The sequence below is a fragment of the Aeromicrobium sp. CF4.19 genome (assembly GCF_051262555.1).
Taxonomy (GTDB): Bacteria; Actinomycetota; Actinomycetes; order Propionibacteriales; family Nocardioidaceae; genus Aeromicrobium.
In genome coordinates this window covers 563,781-579,331 of record NZ_JBIMEU010000001.1, presented here as the reverse complement: position 1 = coordinate 579,331, position 15,551 = coordinate 563,781, and the positions used below count along the sequence as shown (strand labels likewise).

Genomic DNA, 15,551 nt, shown 5'->3' with positions numbered 1-15,551 from the left:
GAGGACCCATGACTGACCTGACGATGAGGGTGACCACCCGGCACGGCTACGACGAGACCGTGGCCCTGGTGCGTGACCAGCTGGCCGAGGCCGGCTTCGGCGTCCTCACCGAGATCGACATCAGGGCGACGCTCAAGGCCAAGCTCGACGTCGACGTCGAGCCCCAGATCATCCTGGGGGCGTGTCGTCCGCAGCTGGCGCACGGGGCCCTGCAGGAGGACCCGTCGATCGCCGCCCTGCTGCCGTGCAACGTGGTGGTCCGCCGTGCCGGGGACGAGACGGTCGTGGAGGCCTTCGACCCCCGAGCGATGACGGCGCTGGCGGCCGACGCCTCGGACACCCTGCTCGACGTGGCCGCCGACGCACGGACGCGTCTCGTGGGTGCGCTCGAGGCCGTGCGGGTCGCCTGATGGCCGGCGCGGAGGCGATGGGCCTGGAGCCCGCCGAGATCAAGGCGATCATCACCCGCATGAAGCGTGCTCACGGCCACCTGGGCAGCGTGATCAGGATGATGGAGGAGGGCTCGGACTGCGAGGCCGTCCTGACCCAGCTGGCGGCGGTCGACAAGGCGCTGTCCCGGGCCGGCTACGCCATCGTCGCCACGGGGATGCAGCACTGCCTCACCGAGGGCGACGGGCCCGACGGCGTCGACGCCAAGAAGATGGAGAAGCTCTTCCTCGCCCTGGCCTAGGAACCCTGCGCCGACGGCAGGACGAGCGCCACCCGGTGGTTCTGGGTGTCCTCGACGAGCAGGTGACCCCCCAGGGACTCCGCGACCTGCGCCGCGGCGGCCAAGGGCTCGGCGCTCCCCGTCGCGCCACGGTGCACCTGCCCCGTGGGGACTCGCCGGTCCCCCTCGTCGGAGACCACCACACGCAGCACGGAGTCCACCGCGCGCACGTCGACGCCGATCGCGCCCTCGCCACGACGCGCCGCGTCCTCGAGCAGCACCTCCAGCACCTCCAGGACCCCGGCAACCTCCAGCCGGGCGGCGACCACGCCGGTGCTGCTCACCCGCACGTCGCGCCCGCGGAGCCCGGCCCGCGTCCTCCAGCGCTTCACCCCGTCGCGGACGAGCGCCGCGAGGTCGAGGTCGAGCGCGTCCTCGTTGTCGCGATCGAGCAGCCCGTCCACCGCCAGGGTCAGCCGGTCCAGCTCACCGATGGAGCGTTGCAGCTCCGCCGACACGTCCGGGGGCGTCTGCTTCCAGAGGGTGAGGTCCTCCAGGGAGAGCCGCAGCGCGGTGATGGGGGTCCGCAGCTCGTGCGAGGCGTCCACGGCGAGGGACCGCTCGCGCTCGACGTGGTCGCGGATGCGCAGCACGGCGCCACCCAGCGCGAGGCGCAGGCGCTCGGCCTCGGGCACGGAGTACGACGGGAGCTCGCGTGCATCCCCCTGCCCGGTGAAGGCCTCGGTGGCGCCCGCCAGCTCGCGGAACGGGCGAGCCAGGCGTCCGGCCAGCACCAGGCCGACGAGACCGGCCCCGGCTGCCAGGGCGATCACCAGCAGGACGAGGGGCACCAACGCCTCGGACACACGGTCGTCGACGATCCGGTGGGACCGGCTGAGCACCACGGTGCCGCCGTCGGGCAGCGGCTCGGTGACGCCGCTGCCTCCGTCGGTGGATCCGGCCATGACCACGTTGCCGTCGGCGTCGGTGTAGGTGACGGCTTCCCCCTGCTCCAGCAACGACTCCAGCAGGTCCACCGTGACGGGGGAGCCCTCTGCCGTCCGACTCTGCACGACGGTGGCGACGGTGGACGCGGCGCGCGCGGCCTCGCGTCGGTCCTGGTCCTGCACCAGGTCGGCCGTGGCGTACGCGCGAGGGATCGCGAACAGGGCGAGCACCACGACGGTGAGCCCGACGAACGCGACCACCAGCCGCTCACGCATCCAGGGTGTCGCTCTCCAACCGGAACCCGACGCCGCGAACGGTCGTCACGCGGGAGCGGGCTCCGGCGTCGTCGAGCTTCTGCCGCAGCCGGCCGAGGGTGGCGTCCAGCGTCTTGGTGGAGCCGAACCAGTTCTCGTCCCAGACCTCGTCCATGACCCGCTCACGGGTGACGACGTTGCCCTGCTCTGACGCGACGAGCGCCAGGACGTCGAACTCCTTGGCGGTGAGGGCGAGCTCGGCACTGCCCGCCCACGCACGTCGGGCCTGCGGGTCGATCCTCAGCTCGCCTTCGGACGGGGGAGTGGTGCTCGGTGTCGTCGTCGGGCTCGCGGCGGCAGGCTCGGTCGGCGCAGCAGCCGCGGGCCGGCCGACGCTGCGCCGCAGCAGCGCACGGACGCGGGCGAGCAGCTCTGCGAGCGGGAACGGCTTGGCCAGGTAGTCGTCGGCGCCGACGTCGAGCCCGACGACGCGGTCCAGCTCGCCTCCGCGGGCAGTGAGGATCAGGATGCCGCCCTCGAATCCGGAGCCCCGGGCCCGTCGGCACACCTCGAGTCCGTCCACGTCGGGGAGCCCGAGGTCCAGCAGGACGAGGTCGACGCCGCCGCTCTCCAGCCGCTCGAGGGCGGCCGTCCCGGTGTCGACCCGCTCCACGAGGTACTCCTCGCGCTCGAGCGTGCGGATGAGGGGCGTGGCGATCTGGTCGTCGTCCTCGACGAGAAGCAGCTGGTGAGGCATCTCAGAGAGCATAGGGCGAACTGGCGGTGGGAGCGGCGGCACGGCGCAGACGGTCGGCGGCCAGGAGTGCCGGCACGGCGAGCCCCAGGCAGACCAGGGCGACGGCACCACCGTCGAGAGGCCGTGCCGCCTCCCCGGGCAGCCCCACGGTGGTCACGATGAGTGCCCCGGCCGCCGCCGTCAGCACGGTGATCGAGGCGAGCAGGCGGGACTCCGGGCAGTGGCAGCGCCACATCCTGGCCGCCGCGACGAGGGAGGTCGCTGCCACGGCGGCACCCGCCACCAGGACGTAGGGCGTGGAGTCGACGACGAGGGCGATCAGTACGAGGGCGGAGGCGGTCGTGGCCAGGGCGGCCAGCCGGACGGTCCGGTGGGGCCGCATCAGAAGTCCCGGTCCGCGGTCCCGGACTCGATGACCGCTGCACCCGAGGCTGCGCGGCTGAGCAGGTCCCGAACAGCCGCTGACGGGGTCCAGGTCATCGTCGCGTTGTTCGCGACGGTCACGGTCGATCCGGAGACGGAGTTGAGCCGGACCGTGACGACCGTACGGGGGACGCCGTCCACCGTCTCGGTACTGGCCGTCATGGTCGAGCCGATGGAGATGTTGTTGTTGAGCGTGGCGTTGTAGCGGGCCCCGAGGTCGATCCGGCCGAGGTTCGCACCGTCGACCTCGAAGGAGCTGATGCTGCCGAACCAGCCGACGTCCAGGCTGGCCGTGACCGCCCGCGAGGAACCGTTCCATCCGGAGACGATGCTCGCGGGGTTGACCTGGCGGCTGAAGGTGTAGATCACGGTGTCGCCCGCGTCGGGTCGTCCGGCGGTCCCGCCGTTGGTGGTCTGGATGTCCACGGCTGTCAACGGCGAGTTGTCCACGCGGCGGTTGGCGACCACGGCGGAGGTCGTGGTCTTGCCGTTGGTGTCGGTGAGCACGGCGCGCAGGTCGTAGAGGCCGTCCGGCGTGCCGGTGGTGGTGACCCATGAGCAGGCGTAGGGCGATGAGGTGTCGGAGCAGACATCGGTCCAGCTGTTGGCGCCGGCGGGGCTGCGCTGGATGGCGACGGACTTCACGCCGGCCGTCGAGGTGCCCGTGGCGGTGAGGTTCACGGTGCCGGCGAGGTGAGCGCCAGGATCGGCGAGGGTGACGGTCGCGACGGCGTTGTCGACCACCCGGTTGGTCACGAGGGCCGAGGTGGCGGTGTTGCCGGCCTTGTCGGTGGCCACGGCGCGGAAGGAGTACGTGCCGCCGGTGAGCTGCTTGGTGTCGTACTCGCACGAGTACGGGCTCGAGGAGTCGGTGCAGATCGTGGACCAGGTGCTGCCGTTGGACGAGGCCTGGATGACCACCTGCGCGACACCGGAGTGGGCGTCGGTGGCGGTGGCGGCGAAGGTGCGGGTCCCGCTGAGCTGGTTGCCGGGATCGGTCATCGTCACCGTGGGCGCCTGGTTGTCCACGAGGGTGCGCACGGTGGCGGACGTGGCGGTGTTCCCGGCCTTGTCGGTGGCGATGGCGCGCAGGTCGTACGAGCCGTTGGTGGCGCCCGTCGTGTCGGTCGAGCAGGTGTACGGCGCGGAGGCGACGGAGCAGACCGTGGTCCAGTCGGCGCTTCCGGCGGCTCGCTGCTCGATGCGGACGTCCTTGATGCCGGAGCCGGCGTCGGAGGCGGTGGCCGTGACGGTGACGGTGCCGCGGACGGCGGCCGGCGGTGTCTGCAGGGAGACCGTCGGCGGGGTCCAGTCGTCGGCGGCGGAGACGGTGCCGGTGCCGGAGAAGGTGCTGGAGGTGAACGTGGCGGAGGACAGGCCCGGCACCGCGAGGATCGCCACGGCCAGCAGGACGCCGAGGGGCACGAGGATGAGGACGTAGCGCTTCACGCGGTTCCTCTGCTCTCGGTGGCGGGGGGTGTGCTCCATGGTTCTGACGCTACGCAGGAGCGATCCACGCTCGTCCCACACGAGATCGACGCCCGTTCCACAAGGTCGGACGGATCGCGTCAGCCGCGAAGGGGCTCGGGGTCCAGCACCCCGACCGGCACCAGCGGGCGCATGGGAGCGGACGCTCCGCGCACCGGGTCGGGAACCACGGCGTTCGGCGGCGCGGGGACGATCGGGTCGCCCGAGGCGGACAGGCGCCGGCCACCGGGTCGTGCCGGTCGCAGCGCCTTGGCGAGCTCGACCAGGCTGGCCAGGGCGATGAGGGCGGCGGGGGCCCCGATGACGAGCATCCGCGTGTCCCGGTCCGCCAGGGCCACGAACACGTGACCGAGCAGCGGCACGGTGTGCTGGACGACCGGCTGCGTGCCCTCCACGAGGGTGAACGTCCACGGGTCGGGGTCGGGGTTCGCGTCGCCCTGGGTGGTGAACAGGCGCGCACCGGCCTCGCTCACGTCGGCATCGACGATGCGGTGGGTCACCAGGGAGGTCACCCCGCTGTCGGCGGGCGGCTGGTAGGTGATGACGTCACCGACCGCCAGGTCCTCGACCGCGACCTGCTTCTCGAAGGCGACGGAGTACTTCTCGAAGGTTCCGGACATCGAGCCGCCCGTGATGACGTAGCGCTCGTAGCCGAACAGGGCCGGTGCCAGGTAGGCCAGGCCGGCGAGGGTGGCGGCGACCAGCACGAGGTGGACCAGCCCGGAGAGGACGCGGGCGGTGCGGCTGCGGGCCGGCTGCTCGGTGCTGCTCATCGGGGTGCTCCTGTCGTGGCGTGGCGGGGTGTGGCGGGGTGTGGCGGGAAGAGAGCAGGGGCGCCCCCTCCCTCGCCCGGGGCGCCCCTGCTGTGGTGGGGCCGGGACGAACCACCAGGGGTGGGTCGTCCCGGCCCGTGGATCACTGGTTGGTGGTGGTGGCGTCCAGCTGGACGGAGTCCCACTGGTAGGCCGCGGAGGCGGTCTTGCCCTGCTGGCTGTTGGGCGCGTCCTGGTCCAGCGTGACGCTGAAGACGAAGGAGTTCGCGTCGCCGGCGGTGATGGTGCCGAGGGCGGACTTCTGGCCGTCGACCAGCTCGCCGAAGGTGCCGGAGAAGACCTCGTCACCCGTCGTGGTGTTGGTGATCTCGAGCGTCAGGTTGTCGCTGGCGAAGCCGTTGGTGGAGGACGTCTCGGTCAGGCTGAAGGCCGCGTCGAGCGAGCCGGTGTTGGTGATGACCAGGCCGCCGTTGACGACGTCGCCGGGCTTGATGTTGCCGAGGTCGAAGATCGCGGCGTCGGCCTTGGAGTTCGTGTGGCTCAGCGACCCGGAGGTGACCGAGCTGACCGAGTTCGCCGTGGTCGAGGTGAAGGTGGCACCGGAGCCGATGACGACGGCGCCGGCGGCGACGAGCGTGGCGAGGGGGACGAGGATCTTCTTCTTGGCGTTCATCTGGCTTCTCCTGGGGTGTGGGTCCTGCGAAGGTCTAGGTGATGTCTCCGACCTTATGAAGGCTCGATCCACACGAGAGCCACACGACTTCTCCACCGAGTCCACACTTTCGAACTGTGTGGAACGGGTCCGGCGCGTGTCGCCGGAACCGGCTCAGGCCGGGAGCTCGAACCAGACGCCGACGCCGCCCAGGGGGGAGTCGTCGACGCCGCACCGGCCGCCGTGGGCCTCCACGAGGCGGCGCGTCGTGGCGAGACCGATGCCATGGCCGTCCACGTCGGACGCGGCCCGCTCGTAGAGGCCGAAGACGTGCTCGCGCCGATCGGGCGCGATGCCGCGGCCGTTGTCGTCGACCCGCACCCGCCAGTGGCCCGCGTGCCGCTCGGCCGAGACGCTCACCCGCGGAGGGACCTCGGGCCTGGCGAACTTGAGCGCGTTCGCGAGCAGGTTCAGCAGGACGGAGTAGAGCATGTCCGGGTCACCCTCGACGGTCGGCAGGTCCACGAGGGACACCTCGGCGGCGCTTCGGTCGACGACGGGCCGCAGGTCCTCCAGAGCCGCCTCGGCGACCGTGTCCAGCACGACGTCGGTGATCCGCAGCCGTCCACCCTCCAGGGCGAGCTGCAGGGCCTCCTCGATCATCCCGTTCATCCGCTGTCCCGCCCGGCCGACGGCCTCGACCATCGCGACCAGCTCCGTGTCACCCTCGACGGCCGGCTCTGCGGCCAACATCTCCGCCGTCGTCAGGATGGCGGTCAGGGGGTTGCGCAGGTCGTGGCTGACCTGACCGGCGAAGTGCGCGAGGTGCTCGTTGGAGCGACGCAGCTCGTCGCGGGCGGCGGTGAGCGCAGCCAGGCTCTCCTGCAGCTCCCGCCCGCGGTAGCGCAGCTCCAGCACGTCCATCACCTGGCGAGACAGCGTCATGAGCGCGCGCTCCTGGCCTTGCGTGAGGGTGCGCGGCTGCAGGTCGAACACGCACAGCCGTCCCAGCACGAAGCCGTCCGGAGTGATGAGGGGCGAGGAGGCGTAGAAGCGGACGGAGCCGATCTCGCCGGTGACGAAGGCGTTCTCGGCGAAGCGGGGGTCCAGGCTCGCGTCGGGCACCACCACGGGCGCCTGCTCGTCGAGCACCAGCGCGCACATCGAGTCCTCCCGGCGGCACACCGAGGCGTCGAAGCCGGCGGTGGCGACCTGGTGCTGGTGGTTGCGCGAGAGGATGTTGATGGCCGCCGTCGGCACGTCGCACACGTCCGCGACCAGGTCCACGAGGTCCTGCAGGTCCTCGCCCGGCGGGTCGCTCAGCACCGCGTAGCGGTCGAGCTGGGCCTCACGTGCAGGCACCGTCGACGCTGGTGCGCTGTGTGACATGGAGTCTCCCGAGACGGCGTGGACGCTCACGTACGCGAGCACGGTAACCCACGGCCCGTCCACGGCTCACGCCTCGACCCGTGGATGTGGCGGTTCATCTGCCCTGCAGTGGTGGTGGGCGCTATTCTCGGAGCATCCTCCGTGTCCCCCGCCGGAGAGCACGATCCGGAGACCGCCATGCCTGAGCCCCTCGACGAACGACTGCGCGACGACGCCGCGCTCGATGAGATCGAGCTGGTCAGCAGGGTGATGATCGCAGCGTCGGAGGCGGCCGGACCGCTCACGCAGTGCGAGGTCGATGAGATCCTGGGCATCGCCTCGGCTTGATCTCGCGGGCGATTGACGCTTGTGTGCGGGGTGGCCCTAGCATGGGCGAGGCCATAATCGTCCTGACAGGAGTGGTGGCGTGCGCATTCGCATCAGACCGGTGGAGACCAGCTTCTACGATCTCTTCGCAGAATCGGCCTCCCAGCTGGTGAAGGGATCGACCCTGCTGTCGCAGGTCCTCGACCCCAACGCCGACCGCAAGGCCCTCGGTGAGCAGATGCGTGACGCCGAGCACGAGGCGGACGAGATCACCCACCGCATCGTCAAGCGGGTCAACAGCACCTTCGTCACGCCGTTCGACCGCGAGGACATCTACCGCCTCGCCAGCAGCCTCGACGACGTCATGGACTACATGGAGGAGACCGTCGACCTCATCGGCCTGTACGAGGTCGACGAGCTGCCGGCGCAGGTCGCCGACCAGATCGAGGTGCTCCAGCGCGCCTGCGAGCTGACCGCCGACGCCATGCCCCGCCTGCGCACGATGAAGGACCTCGAGGAGTACTGGATCGAGATCAACCGGCTGGAGAACCAGGGCGACCGCTCCTACCGCCGCATCCTGGCGGACCTGTTCAACGGTCAGCACAAGGCGCTGCAGGTGCTCAAGCTCAAGGACATCGTCGACTCCCTCGAGCACGCCATCGACGCACTGGAGTCCGTGGCCAACACCGTGGAGCAGATCGCGGTCAAGGAGTCCTGAGCGTGGACCTCGTCCTGGCGATGGTGATCGCCGTGGTCGCGATCGCGCTGATCTTCGACTACACCAACGGCTTCCACGATGCCGCGAACGCCATCGCCACCTCGATCTCGACACGAGCGCTGACGCCTCGCGTCGCCTTGGCGATGGCCGCCATCCTCAACTTCGTGGGTGCCCTGCTGGGTGTCGGCGTCGCCCAGACCATCCAGGGCATCATCGACATCGAGGAGGCCGCGGGGCCCGGGGGAGTGGACTCCGCCCACGCGCTGACGATCGTCATGGCCGCCCTCATCGGCGCCATCACCTGGAACCTCATCACCTGGTACTTCGGCATCCCGTCGTCCTCGTCACACGCCCTCATCGGCGGCATCGTCGGAGCGGGCGTCGCGTCGGCCACGACGGTGGACTGGACCACGATGGTGGACAAGGTGGCCATCCCGATGGTCCTGTCGCCGCTGCTGGGGTTCTTCGGCGCCTTCGCCGTCATGACGTCGATCCTGTGGATCTTCCGCAAGGCCAACCCGCACAAGGTGAGCCGCGGCTTCCGGTTCTCCCAGACCATCTCGGCCGCCGCGATGTCGCTGGGCCACGGGCTGCAGGACGCGCAGAAGACGATGGGTGTCATCGTCCTGGCGCTGGTGGCCGGTGGCTTCGAGGACGGGTCGGACGTCCCGCTCTGGGTCATCGTCGCTGCGGCCACCGCCATCGCGCTGGGCACCTACTCCGGCGGCTGGCGCATCATGCGCACCCTCGGACGACGCATCATCGACCTCGACCCGCCCAAGGGGTTCGCGGCGGAGTCCACCGCCGCCACGGTGCTCTACGTGATGGCGATCGGTCTGCAGGCGCCCGTCTCGACGACGCACACGATCACGTCGGCCATCATGGGCGCCGGGGCCACCAAGCGCTTCAGCGCGGTCCGCTGGGGCGTCGCCAAGGGCATCGTGATGGCCTGGGTCATCACCATCCCGGCGGCCGGTGGCGTCGCGGCGGGGACCTACTTCATCGCCCGGATCTTCCTGCCGTAGGGCCTAGCCGAACCGGCCCTGGATGTAGGCCTCGGTGGCGGAGTCGTCGGGGTTGGAGAAGATCTTCTCGGTGGCGCCGTGCTCGACGAGCTTGCCCGGCTTGCCGACGCCGGAGAGGTTGAAGAACGCCGTCTCGTCGGAGACGCGGGCAGCCTGCTGCATGTTGTGCGTGACGATGACGATCGTGTAGCTCTCCTTGAGCTCGTGGATCAGGTCCTCGATGACGCTCGTGGAGATCGGGTCCAGGGCCGAGCACGGCTCGTCCATGAGCAGCACCTCGGGCTCGACCGAGATGGCGCGCGCGATGCACAGCCGCTGCTGCTGGCCGCCGGACAGGCTGGAACCGGGCTTGCCCAGGCGTTCCTTGACCTCGGCCCAGAGACCGGCCGCCCGCAGGGAGCGCTCGACGACCGCGTCGGAGTCGGACTTCTTCATCCGCTTGCTGTTGAGCTTCTGCCCGGCCAGCACGTTGTCGTAGATCGACATCGTCGGGAACGGGTTGGGCCGCTGGAAGACCATGCCGATCATCCGGCGCACGTTGACGGGGTCGATCTCGTCGCCGTAGAGGTCCTCGCCGTCGATGAGGACCTTGCCCTCGACGTAGGCGCCGGGGATGACCTCGTGCATGCGGTTCAGCGAACGCAGGAAGGTGGACTTCCCGCAGCCCGACGGACCGATGAACGCGGTCACGGAGCGTGCGCGGATCGGGACGTTGACACCCTCCACGGCGAGGAAGTCGCCGTAGTAGATGTTCAGGTCGGAGACGTCGATGCTCTTGGCCATGGGTCTACCTTTCGCCCTTGGGTGAGAAGAAGTGGGACACGAGTCGGGCGACGAGGTTCAGCACCATCACGATGATGAGCAGCATGAGGGCCGCTCCCCATGCGCGGTCGAGGCTGAACTCGGGAGGAACACCCGGGTTGCGGATCGAGGTGTAGGCGAAGACCGGCAGTGTCGCCATCCGGCCGTCGAAGAGGTTGGCGTTCACGGAGTCCGTCATGCCGGCGATGATGAGCAGCGGGGCCGTCTCGCCGATGACGCGGGCGACGGCCAGCGTGATGCCGGTGACGATGCCGGCGAGGGCCGTCGGGAGGACGACCTTGGAGATGGTGCGCCACTTGGGCACCCCGAGCGCGTAGGCGGCCTCGCGCAGCTCGTTCGGGACGAGCTTGAGCATCTCCTCGCTGGATCGCACGACGACGGGGATCATCAGGACCGAGAGGGCCACGGCGCCGCCGATGCCCAGCCGTACGCCCGGGCCGAAGACCAGCACGAACAGCGCGTAGGCGAACAGGCCGGCGACGATGGAGGGGATGCCGGTCATGACGTCCACGAGGAAGCGGATCCACCGGGCCATCTTCTTGCCCTCGCCGTACTCCACGACCCAAATCGCCGCGAACAGGCCGATCGGGATGCTGATGACGGCGGCGGCGCCCGTGATCAGCAGCGTGCCGATGGTGGCGTGGTAGATGCCGCCGCCCTCACCGACCACGTTGCGCATGGAGTACGTGAAGAACTCCGCGCTCAGCACCGGGGCGCCGCGGCTCACCACCGTCCAGATGATGCTCACCAGCGGGACCAGCGCGATGCCGAACGTGGAGCAGACCAGCAGCGTGACCAGCCGGTCCACGGCCTTGCGGCGGCCTTCCACCACGACCGACCACGCCGGCAGGGCGGCGAGGACCAGCCAGCCGAGCAGGACCGAGCGTACCGGGCCGATCCCGCTGAGGAAGGCCAGGAGCGCGGCGCTCAGGGCGACGCCGACGACGACGCGTCCCGCGCTCGGCGGCAGCGTGCTGCCCCGCAGGGACGTGGCGACGTCCTGGGGAGGCCGGGGGGTCTGGGGCTCGAGCGTCGTCGTCATCAGTTCGCTCCGGAGAATTCCTTGCGGCGGTCCACGATGCTGCGGGCCGCGAAGTTGACCAGGAAGGTGATCACGAACAGCACCAGGCCGGACGCGATGAGCGCGTTGACCGTCAGGCCGCTCGCCTCGCCGAAGCTGAGGGCGATGTTGGCCGCGATCGTCGAGGGGTTGGTGGAGCTGATCAGGTCGATCGTGATGACGCCGGTCGCGGACAGGACCATCGCGACGGCGAGCGTCTCGCCCAGCGCGCGGCCGAGCCCCAGCATCGAGGCCGAGACGATGCCCGAGCGGGCGTAGGGGAAGATCGCCATCCGCGCCATCTCCCACCGGGTGGCTCCCAGGGCGAGAGCGGCCTCCTGGTGCAGGCGGGGGGTCTGCAGGAAGATCTCTCGGCACATGGCCGTCATGATCGGCAGGATCATGATGGCGAGCACGAGGCTGGCGGTCAGGATGGTGCGGCCGGTGGCCGAGGCGGGGCCGGCGAAGAAGGGCAGGAAGCCGAGGTTGCGCTCGAGCCAGCTGTAGGGGCCGACGAGCTGTCCGGCGAGGAACGCGATGCCCCAGGCGCCGTAGACCACGCTCGGCACGGCGGCCAGCAGGTCGATGACGTAGCCGCAGAGGGCGCCGATGCGGCGGGGTGCGTAGTGCGAGATGAACAGTGCGACGCCCACGGCGACGGGCACGGCGATCACCAGCGCGATGAGAGCGGCCAGCAGGGTGCCGTAGACGAGCGGGACGACGAAGGGCAGGAACGCCTCGCCGCTCTTGACGTCGTCCGGCGAGGCCGTGATGCCGGGGATGCCCTCGATCGTGAGGAAGATCCCCACCCCGGCGAGCGTCAGCAGGATCAGCAGACCGGCGCCGTAGGAGAGCCCGGCGAACACGCGGTCACCGCGGCGCTGGACCGGCTTGGCCTGGCGCGGTTGCTGCGGGGTGGTCGTGCTCAACGTCGTACCTCTCGGGCTCGGGGGGAGGGATGAGGATGACCCGCGGGTCCGTCGATCAGTCTCGACGGACCCACGGGCCCATGGTGTCAGCTACCGGCGGTGATCGTCTCGATCGCGGTGGTGGCCTGCTCCTGGAACTCGGTGGACAGCGGGGCTGAGCCGGCGTTCTCGGCCGCGGTCTGCTGTCCCTCCTCGCTCACGACGTAGCTCAGGAAGGACTTGACCAGCTCGGCCTCCTCCTCGTCCTCGTACGTCTGGCACGCCATCATGTAGGAGACCAGGACGATCGGGTAGACGGCGCCCTCGTCGACGGCGCGGTCGACCTCGATCGCAATGTCGGTCTCGCCGCGTCCCTCGGCCTGCTCGGAGTTGTCCAGCACCGCCGCGGCGGCCTCCGGGGAGTACTCGACGAACTCCTCGCCGACCTGCACGGATGCAGTGCCGAGGTCGCCGGCCTGGCTGGCGTCGGCGTAGCCGATCGTGCCCTCGCCGTTGGTGACGGCGGAGACGACGCCGGAGGTCTGCTCGGCAGCCTCGCCGCCGTCGATGGGCCACTCCTCGACGACACCCTCGCTCCAGGAGCCACCGGAGGCGGCGTCGAGGTAGTCGGTGAAGTTCTCGGTGGTGCCCGAGGCGTCGGAGCGGTGCACCGGCGTGATGGCACCGGAGAGCTCGGCGTCGGGGTTCTCCTCGGCGATGGCCGGGTCGTCCCACTCGGTGATCTCGCCCTGGAAGATGCCGCCGATGGCCTCGGGGGTGAGGTTCAGGGTGTCCACGCCGGGCAGGTTGTAGACCACGGCGATGGGGGAGACGTAGTTCGGGACCTCCACGATCTCGCCGCCGCTGCAGCGCTCCTGCGCGGCGGTCAGCTCCTCGTCGTCGAGGTAGGCGTCGGAGCCGGCGAAGGCGGTGCCGCCGGAGATGAACTGCTCGCGACCGCCGCCGGACCCGATCGGGTCGTAGTTCACGGTGGCGTCGGGGTTGGCCTCCTGGAAGCCGGCGCGCCACGCCTGGACGGCGGACTCCTGCGAGCTGGCGCCGGCGCCGGCGAGCGTGCCGGACACGCCGTCGCCGTCGGAGGAGCCGGACCCGGAGTCCTCGTTGCCGGCGCCGCAGGCGGTGAGGCTCAGACCGAGGGTGATGGCAGCGGCGACGGGGGCGACGCTGCGCAGCTTGATGCGGTTCACGGGGGGTTCCCTCTCTGGTTCAACAATCTGATGACAGACCAGACGCTAAGCAGGGCAGGTGTATCGACGGCCCGCAGACGGTGAACGGAGCGTGAACGATCGTCGAAGGGTGGGGGCTCCCCGCAGGTCAGGGGGTGCCCCACGTCACTGCGTGGCTACGGTGCGCTCTTGCGGCTGTGGCTTGCCCAGCGGCTCGGTGGTGAGCACGACGCCCTTGCGGTGGTGCACGACCAGCCCCTCGCCGGGGGCGAGGTCGACGTCGGGGAGGTCGAGTGCCGCGAGCACCCAGGGCAGCGTCGGCCGATGGGTGCACAGCACCGCTGGCTTCTTGCGGTCCAGCAGGGCGGCGACGCTGCGGCGGACGTCGGCCGGGCGGGCGTCCTCGGTGAGGCGGGCGTCGGTGACCAGCGGAACCTCCGCCAGGCCGGCGAACGGCTCGACGGTTCGGGCGCAGCGGACGGCGGGGCTGGTGGCGACGTGGCGGACGCCGTAGGCGGTGAGCAGGTCCGCGACGTCGAGGGCACGCTGCTCCCCGGCTCCGGTGAGTGGGCGGTCGGCGTCCGGACCGGTCCAGGAGTCCCGGGCGCGGGCCTTGGCGTGCCGCAGCACCACGAGCGTGCGGGCGCGGTGCGTCTTGGTGTCGCGCAGGTCGGTGAAGGCCTCGAGCAGGTCGATGTCGTGCTCGTAGGTGAGCAGCGCCCGCGCGTCGCGGGGGCGGACCCAGCGGACCTCGTCGACCTCGCGGTTGGACGTGAAGGGGGGATCGGTCTGTCCCGTGCTGCGCCCCACCCAGTAGCTGACGCTCTTCGGACCGGCCGAGACGTGGTAGCGGGCGTCGGGCAGCGGGACGCCGAGCCGGACGACCTCACCGGTCTCCTCGGCGACCTCGCGGACCGCCGTGGTGAGCAGGTCCTCGCCGGGGTCCGGCTTGCCCTTGGGGAACGTCCAGTCGTCATAGCGCGGCCGGTGCACGAGCAGGACCTCCACGGCCCGGCGGCTGCTGGCGGCCTCGGACCTGCGGCGGCGCCAGACGATGGCACCCGCTGCGGTCACCAGTCGTTCACGTGCCATGGGTCGTATTGTCCCCTGCGTAGGTGTCCACGAGGTAAAGGGAGGTGCAGACGTGAGCCGATCCGTGCGCTCCTCGCTCGTCGCCGTGCTGGTGATCGCCGTCGTCGTGGCCGGTGGCTGGGCCGCGCGCTCGCTGTCGACGCCCCCCACGCCCGCGCTGACCGCGGCGCTTGCGGTCCTGCCGGAGGAGACACGGGTCGTCGGGTTCACCGACTGGTCCACCCTGCGCTCCGGGCCGGTGGCCCACGACGACCTCGGTGAGCGCGACGTCGCCACGCGCTCGGAGCTGTACGGCTTCGAGGACCCGATGCAGGACCAGCTCGGCTGGTCGGTCCTGGACGCCGAGTGGGAGGTGTACGGCCAGGCTCCCGGCGGGGGCGCGCTCGTGGTGCAGCTGGACCGCTCCGTCAGCGCCGGGGACGTCGAGGACGGGCTGGAGGCCACCGGGTTCACCCGGGAGGACGACTGGTGGACCCTGGGGCCGGCACAGCTGCAGGACCTGGGCCTGAGCACCATCCTGCAGAACGTGCGCGTGCTGGGCCGGGAGGGCCTCGTCGTGATGACGGACGCGCCGCCCTCGGGCGCCGCCGTCGAGGACGTGGTCCGCTCGGGTGCGCCGGCGGTCACGCGTGATCGCGAGCTGGTCGACGTGGCCTCCTCGCTGGCGGGCTCCGAGACGGCTCTGCTGGAGCGGTCGGGCCTTGGCTGCGCCACCACCGCGATGCCGGACGACGAGGCCCGGCAGCAGGCGAGCGTGGCGTTGGACGGCACGGCCGGACTGAGCGCCTACGCCGCGAGCGGCCGGGGGCTGGTGGACCGCGGTGGCGAGGGCGTGGATGCCCAGGACGTCACCTTCGCGCTGCGCTTCGAGTCTCCGGGCACCGCCCGCGAGCAGGCCTCGGTGCGCGAGACGGTCTCCGCGGGCCCGTTCATCGGCCGGGTCGGCGAGGTCGAGGACGCGCTGCGGCTGGACGACGTCCGCGTCGACGCCGCCACGACCCTGCTGCGCTTCGGGCACGACCCGGGCGCCGACGTGATCATGACCGGCCAGGGCCCACTGCTCTTCGCCAGCTGCTGAG

General features: G+C 70.9%; 18 protein-coding genes. 6 read left to right on the top strand and 12 right to left on the bottom strand.

Features of this window, described 5'->3' with window-relative positions:
• The first annotated feature begins 8 nt into the window (after positions 1-8).
• Positions 9-410, top strand: a complete 402-nt coding sequence (locus ACHAAC_RS02900; protein WP_435714428.1) for a DUF302 domain-containing protein — start codon at positions 9-11, stop codon at positions 408-410.
• Positions 410-691: a metal-sensitive transcriptional regulator gene (locus ACHAAC_RS02895; protein ID WP_435714427.1), complete on the top strand. Its 282-nt coding sequence runs from the start codon at positions 410-412 to the stop codon at positions 689-691. The genes ACHAAC_RS02900 and ACHAAC_RS02895 overlap by 1 nt, the downstream gene beginning before the upstream one ends.
• On the opposite strand, the gene ACHAAC_RS02890 is transcribed toward ACHAAC_RS02895, so the two are convergent.
• From ACHAAC_RS02890 to ACHAAC_RS02860, 7 genes are all read right to left on the bottom strand, one after another.
• Entirely contained in the window at positions 688-1,893 is a 1,206-nt protein-coding gene (locus ACHAAC_RS02890) for a histidine kinase dimerization/phospho-acceptor domain-containing protein (RefSeq protein WP_435714426.1), read from the bottom strand. The genes ACHAAC_RS02895 and ACHAAC_RS02890 overlap by 4 nt on opposite strands.
• On the bottom strand, positions 1,886-2,629 hold the full coding sequence (locus ACHAAC_RS02885; protein WP_435714425.1) for a response regulator transcription factor: 744 nt from the start codon (positions 2,627-2,629) through the stop codon (positions 1,886-1,888). The genes ACHAAC_RS02890 and ACHAAC_RS02885 overlap by 8 nt, the downstream gene beginning before the upstream one ends.
• A 1-nt stretch (position 2,630) precedes the next feature.
• Positions 2,631-3,011 carry a hypothetical protein gene (locus ACHAAC_RS02880; protein WP_435714424.1) on the bottom strand — a complete coding sequence of 127 codons (381 nt, stop codon included), beginning with the start codon at positions 3,009-3,011 and terminating at the stop codon, positions 2,631-2,633.
• On the bottom strand, positions 3,011-4,540 hold the full coding sequence (locus tag ACHAAC_RS02875; protein WP_435714423.1) for an Ig-like domain-containing protein: 1,530 nt from the start codon (positions 4,538-4,540) through the stop codon (positions 3,011-3,013). Before ACHAAC_RS02875 ends, ACHAAC_RS02880 begins: the two co-directional genes overlap by 1 nt.
• 80 nt (positions 4,541-4,620) lie before the next feature.
• Positions 4,621-5,313 carry a signal peptidase I gene (locus ACHAAC_RS02870; RefSeq protein WP_435714422.1) on the bottom strand — a complete coding sequence of 231 codons (693 nt, stop codon included), beginning with the start codon at positions 5,311-5,313 and terminating at the stop codon, positions 4,621-4,623.
• A 142-nt stretch (positions 5,314-5,455) separates the two neighbouring features.
• Positions 5,456-5,986, bottom strand: a complete 531-nt coding sequence (locus tag ACHAAC_RS02865; protein ID WP_435714421.1) for a TasA family protein — start codon at positions 5,984-5,986, stop codon at positions 5,456-5,458.
• A 153-nt stretch (positions 5,987-6,139) separates the two neighbouring features.
• Positions 6,140-7,327: a sensor histidine kinase gene (locus tag ACHAAC_RS02860; RefSeq protein WP_435714420.1), complete on the bottom strand. Its 1,188-nt coding sequence runs from the start codon at positions 7,325-7,327 to the stop codon at positions 6,140-6,142.
• A 204-nt stretch (positions 7,328-7,531) separates the two neighbouring features.
• Between ACHAAC_RS02860 and ACHAAC_RS02855 the strand changes: the two genes are divergently transcribed.
• The 3 genes from ACHAAC_RS02855 to ACHAAC_RS02845 all read left to right on the top strand — a co-directional run bounded on the left by ACHAAC_RS02855 (position 7,532) and on the right by ACHAAC_RS02845 (position 9,403).
• Positions 7,532-7,681, top strand: a complete 150-nt coding sequence (locus ACHAAC_RS02855) for a hypothetical protein (RefSeq protein ID WP_435714419.1) — start codon at positions 7,532-7,534, stop codon at positions 7,679-7,681.
• A 79-nt stretch (positions 7,682-7,760) separates the two neighbouring features.
• Positions 7,761-8,378, top strand: a complete 618-nt coding sequence (locus ACHAAC_RS02850; RefSeq protein WP_435714418.1) for a DUF47 domain-containing protein — start codon at positions 7,761-7,763, stop codon at positions 8,376-8,378.
• Between the two features lie 20 nt (positions 8,379-8,398).
• Positions 8,399-9,403, top strand: a complete 1,005-nt coding sequence (locus ACHAAC_RS02845; RefSeq protein ID WP_435714770.1) for an inorganic phosphate transporter — start codon at positions 8,399-8,401, stop codon at positions 9,401-9,403.
• A gap of 3 nt (positions 9,404-9,406) precedes the next feature.
• Here the strand turns inward: ACHAAC_RS02845 and pstB are convergent, their stop codons facing one another.
• The 5 genes from pstB to ACHAAC_RS02820 form a co-directional block, all read right to left on the bottom strand.
• Positions 9,407-10,186 carry a phosphate ABC transporter ATP-binding protein PstB gene (gene pstB, locus ACHAAC_RS02840; RefSeq protein ID WP_435714417.1) on the bottom strand — a complete coding sequence of 260 codons (780 nt, stop codon included), beginning with the start codon at positions 10,184-10,186 and terminating at the stop codon, positions 9,407-9,409.
• 4 nt (positions 10,187-10,190) lie between these two features.
• Positions 10,191-11,267: a phosphate ABC transporter permease PstA gene (gene pstA / locus ACHAAC_RS02835; RefSeq protein ID WP_435714416.1), complete on the bottom strand. Its 1,077-nt coding sequence runs from the start codon at positions 11,265-11,267 to the stop codon at positions 10,191-10,193.
• Positions 11,267-12,214, bottom strand: a complete 948-nt coding sequence (gene pstC / locus ACHAAC_RS02830; RefSeq protein WP_435714415.1) for a phosphate ABC transporter permease subunit PstC — start codon at positions 12,212-12,214, stop codon at positions 11,267-11,269. The genes pstA and pstC overlap by 1 nt, the downstream gene beginning before the upstream one ends.
• A gap of 86 nt (positions 12,215-12,300) precedes the next feature.
• Positions 12,301-13,401 carry a phosphate ABC transporter substrate-binding protein PstS gene (pstS, locus tag ACHAAC_RS02825; protein WP_435714414.1) on the bottom strand — a complete coding sequence of 367 codons (1,101 nt, stop codon included), beginning with the start codon at positions 13,399-13,401 and terminating at the stop codon, positions 12,301-12,303.
• Between the two features lie 144 nt (positions 13,402-13,545).
• Positions 13,546-14,472, bottom strand: a complete 927-nt coding sequence (locus ACHAAC_RS02820; RefSeq protein ID WP_435714413.1) for an NUDIX hydrolase — start codon at positions 14,470-14,472, stop codon at positions 13,546-13,548.
• A 52-nt stretch (positions 14,473-14,524) separates the two neighbouring features.
• On the opposite strand from ACHAAC_RS02820, the gene ACHAAC_RS02815 reads away from it, so the two are divergent.
• The gene (locus tag ACHAAC_RS02815) at positions 14,525-15,550 is read left to right on the top strand and encodes a hypothetical protein (RefSeq protein WP_435714412.1); all 1,026 of its coding nucleotides are present in this window, start codon (positions 14,525-14,527) and stop codon (positions 15,548-15,550) included.
• Position 15,551 lies beyond the last annotated feature (1 nt).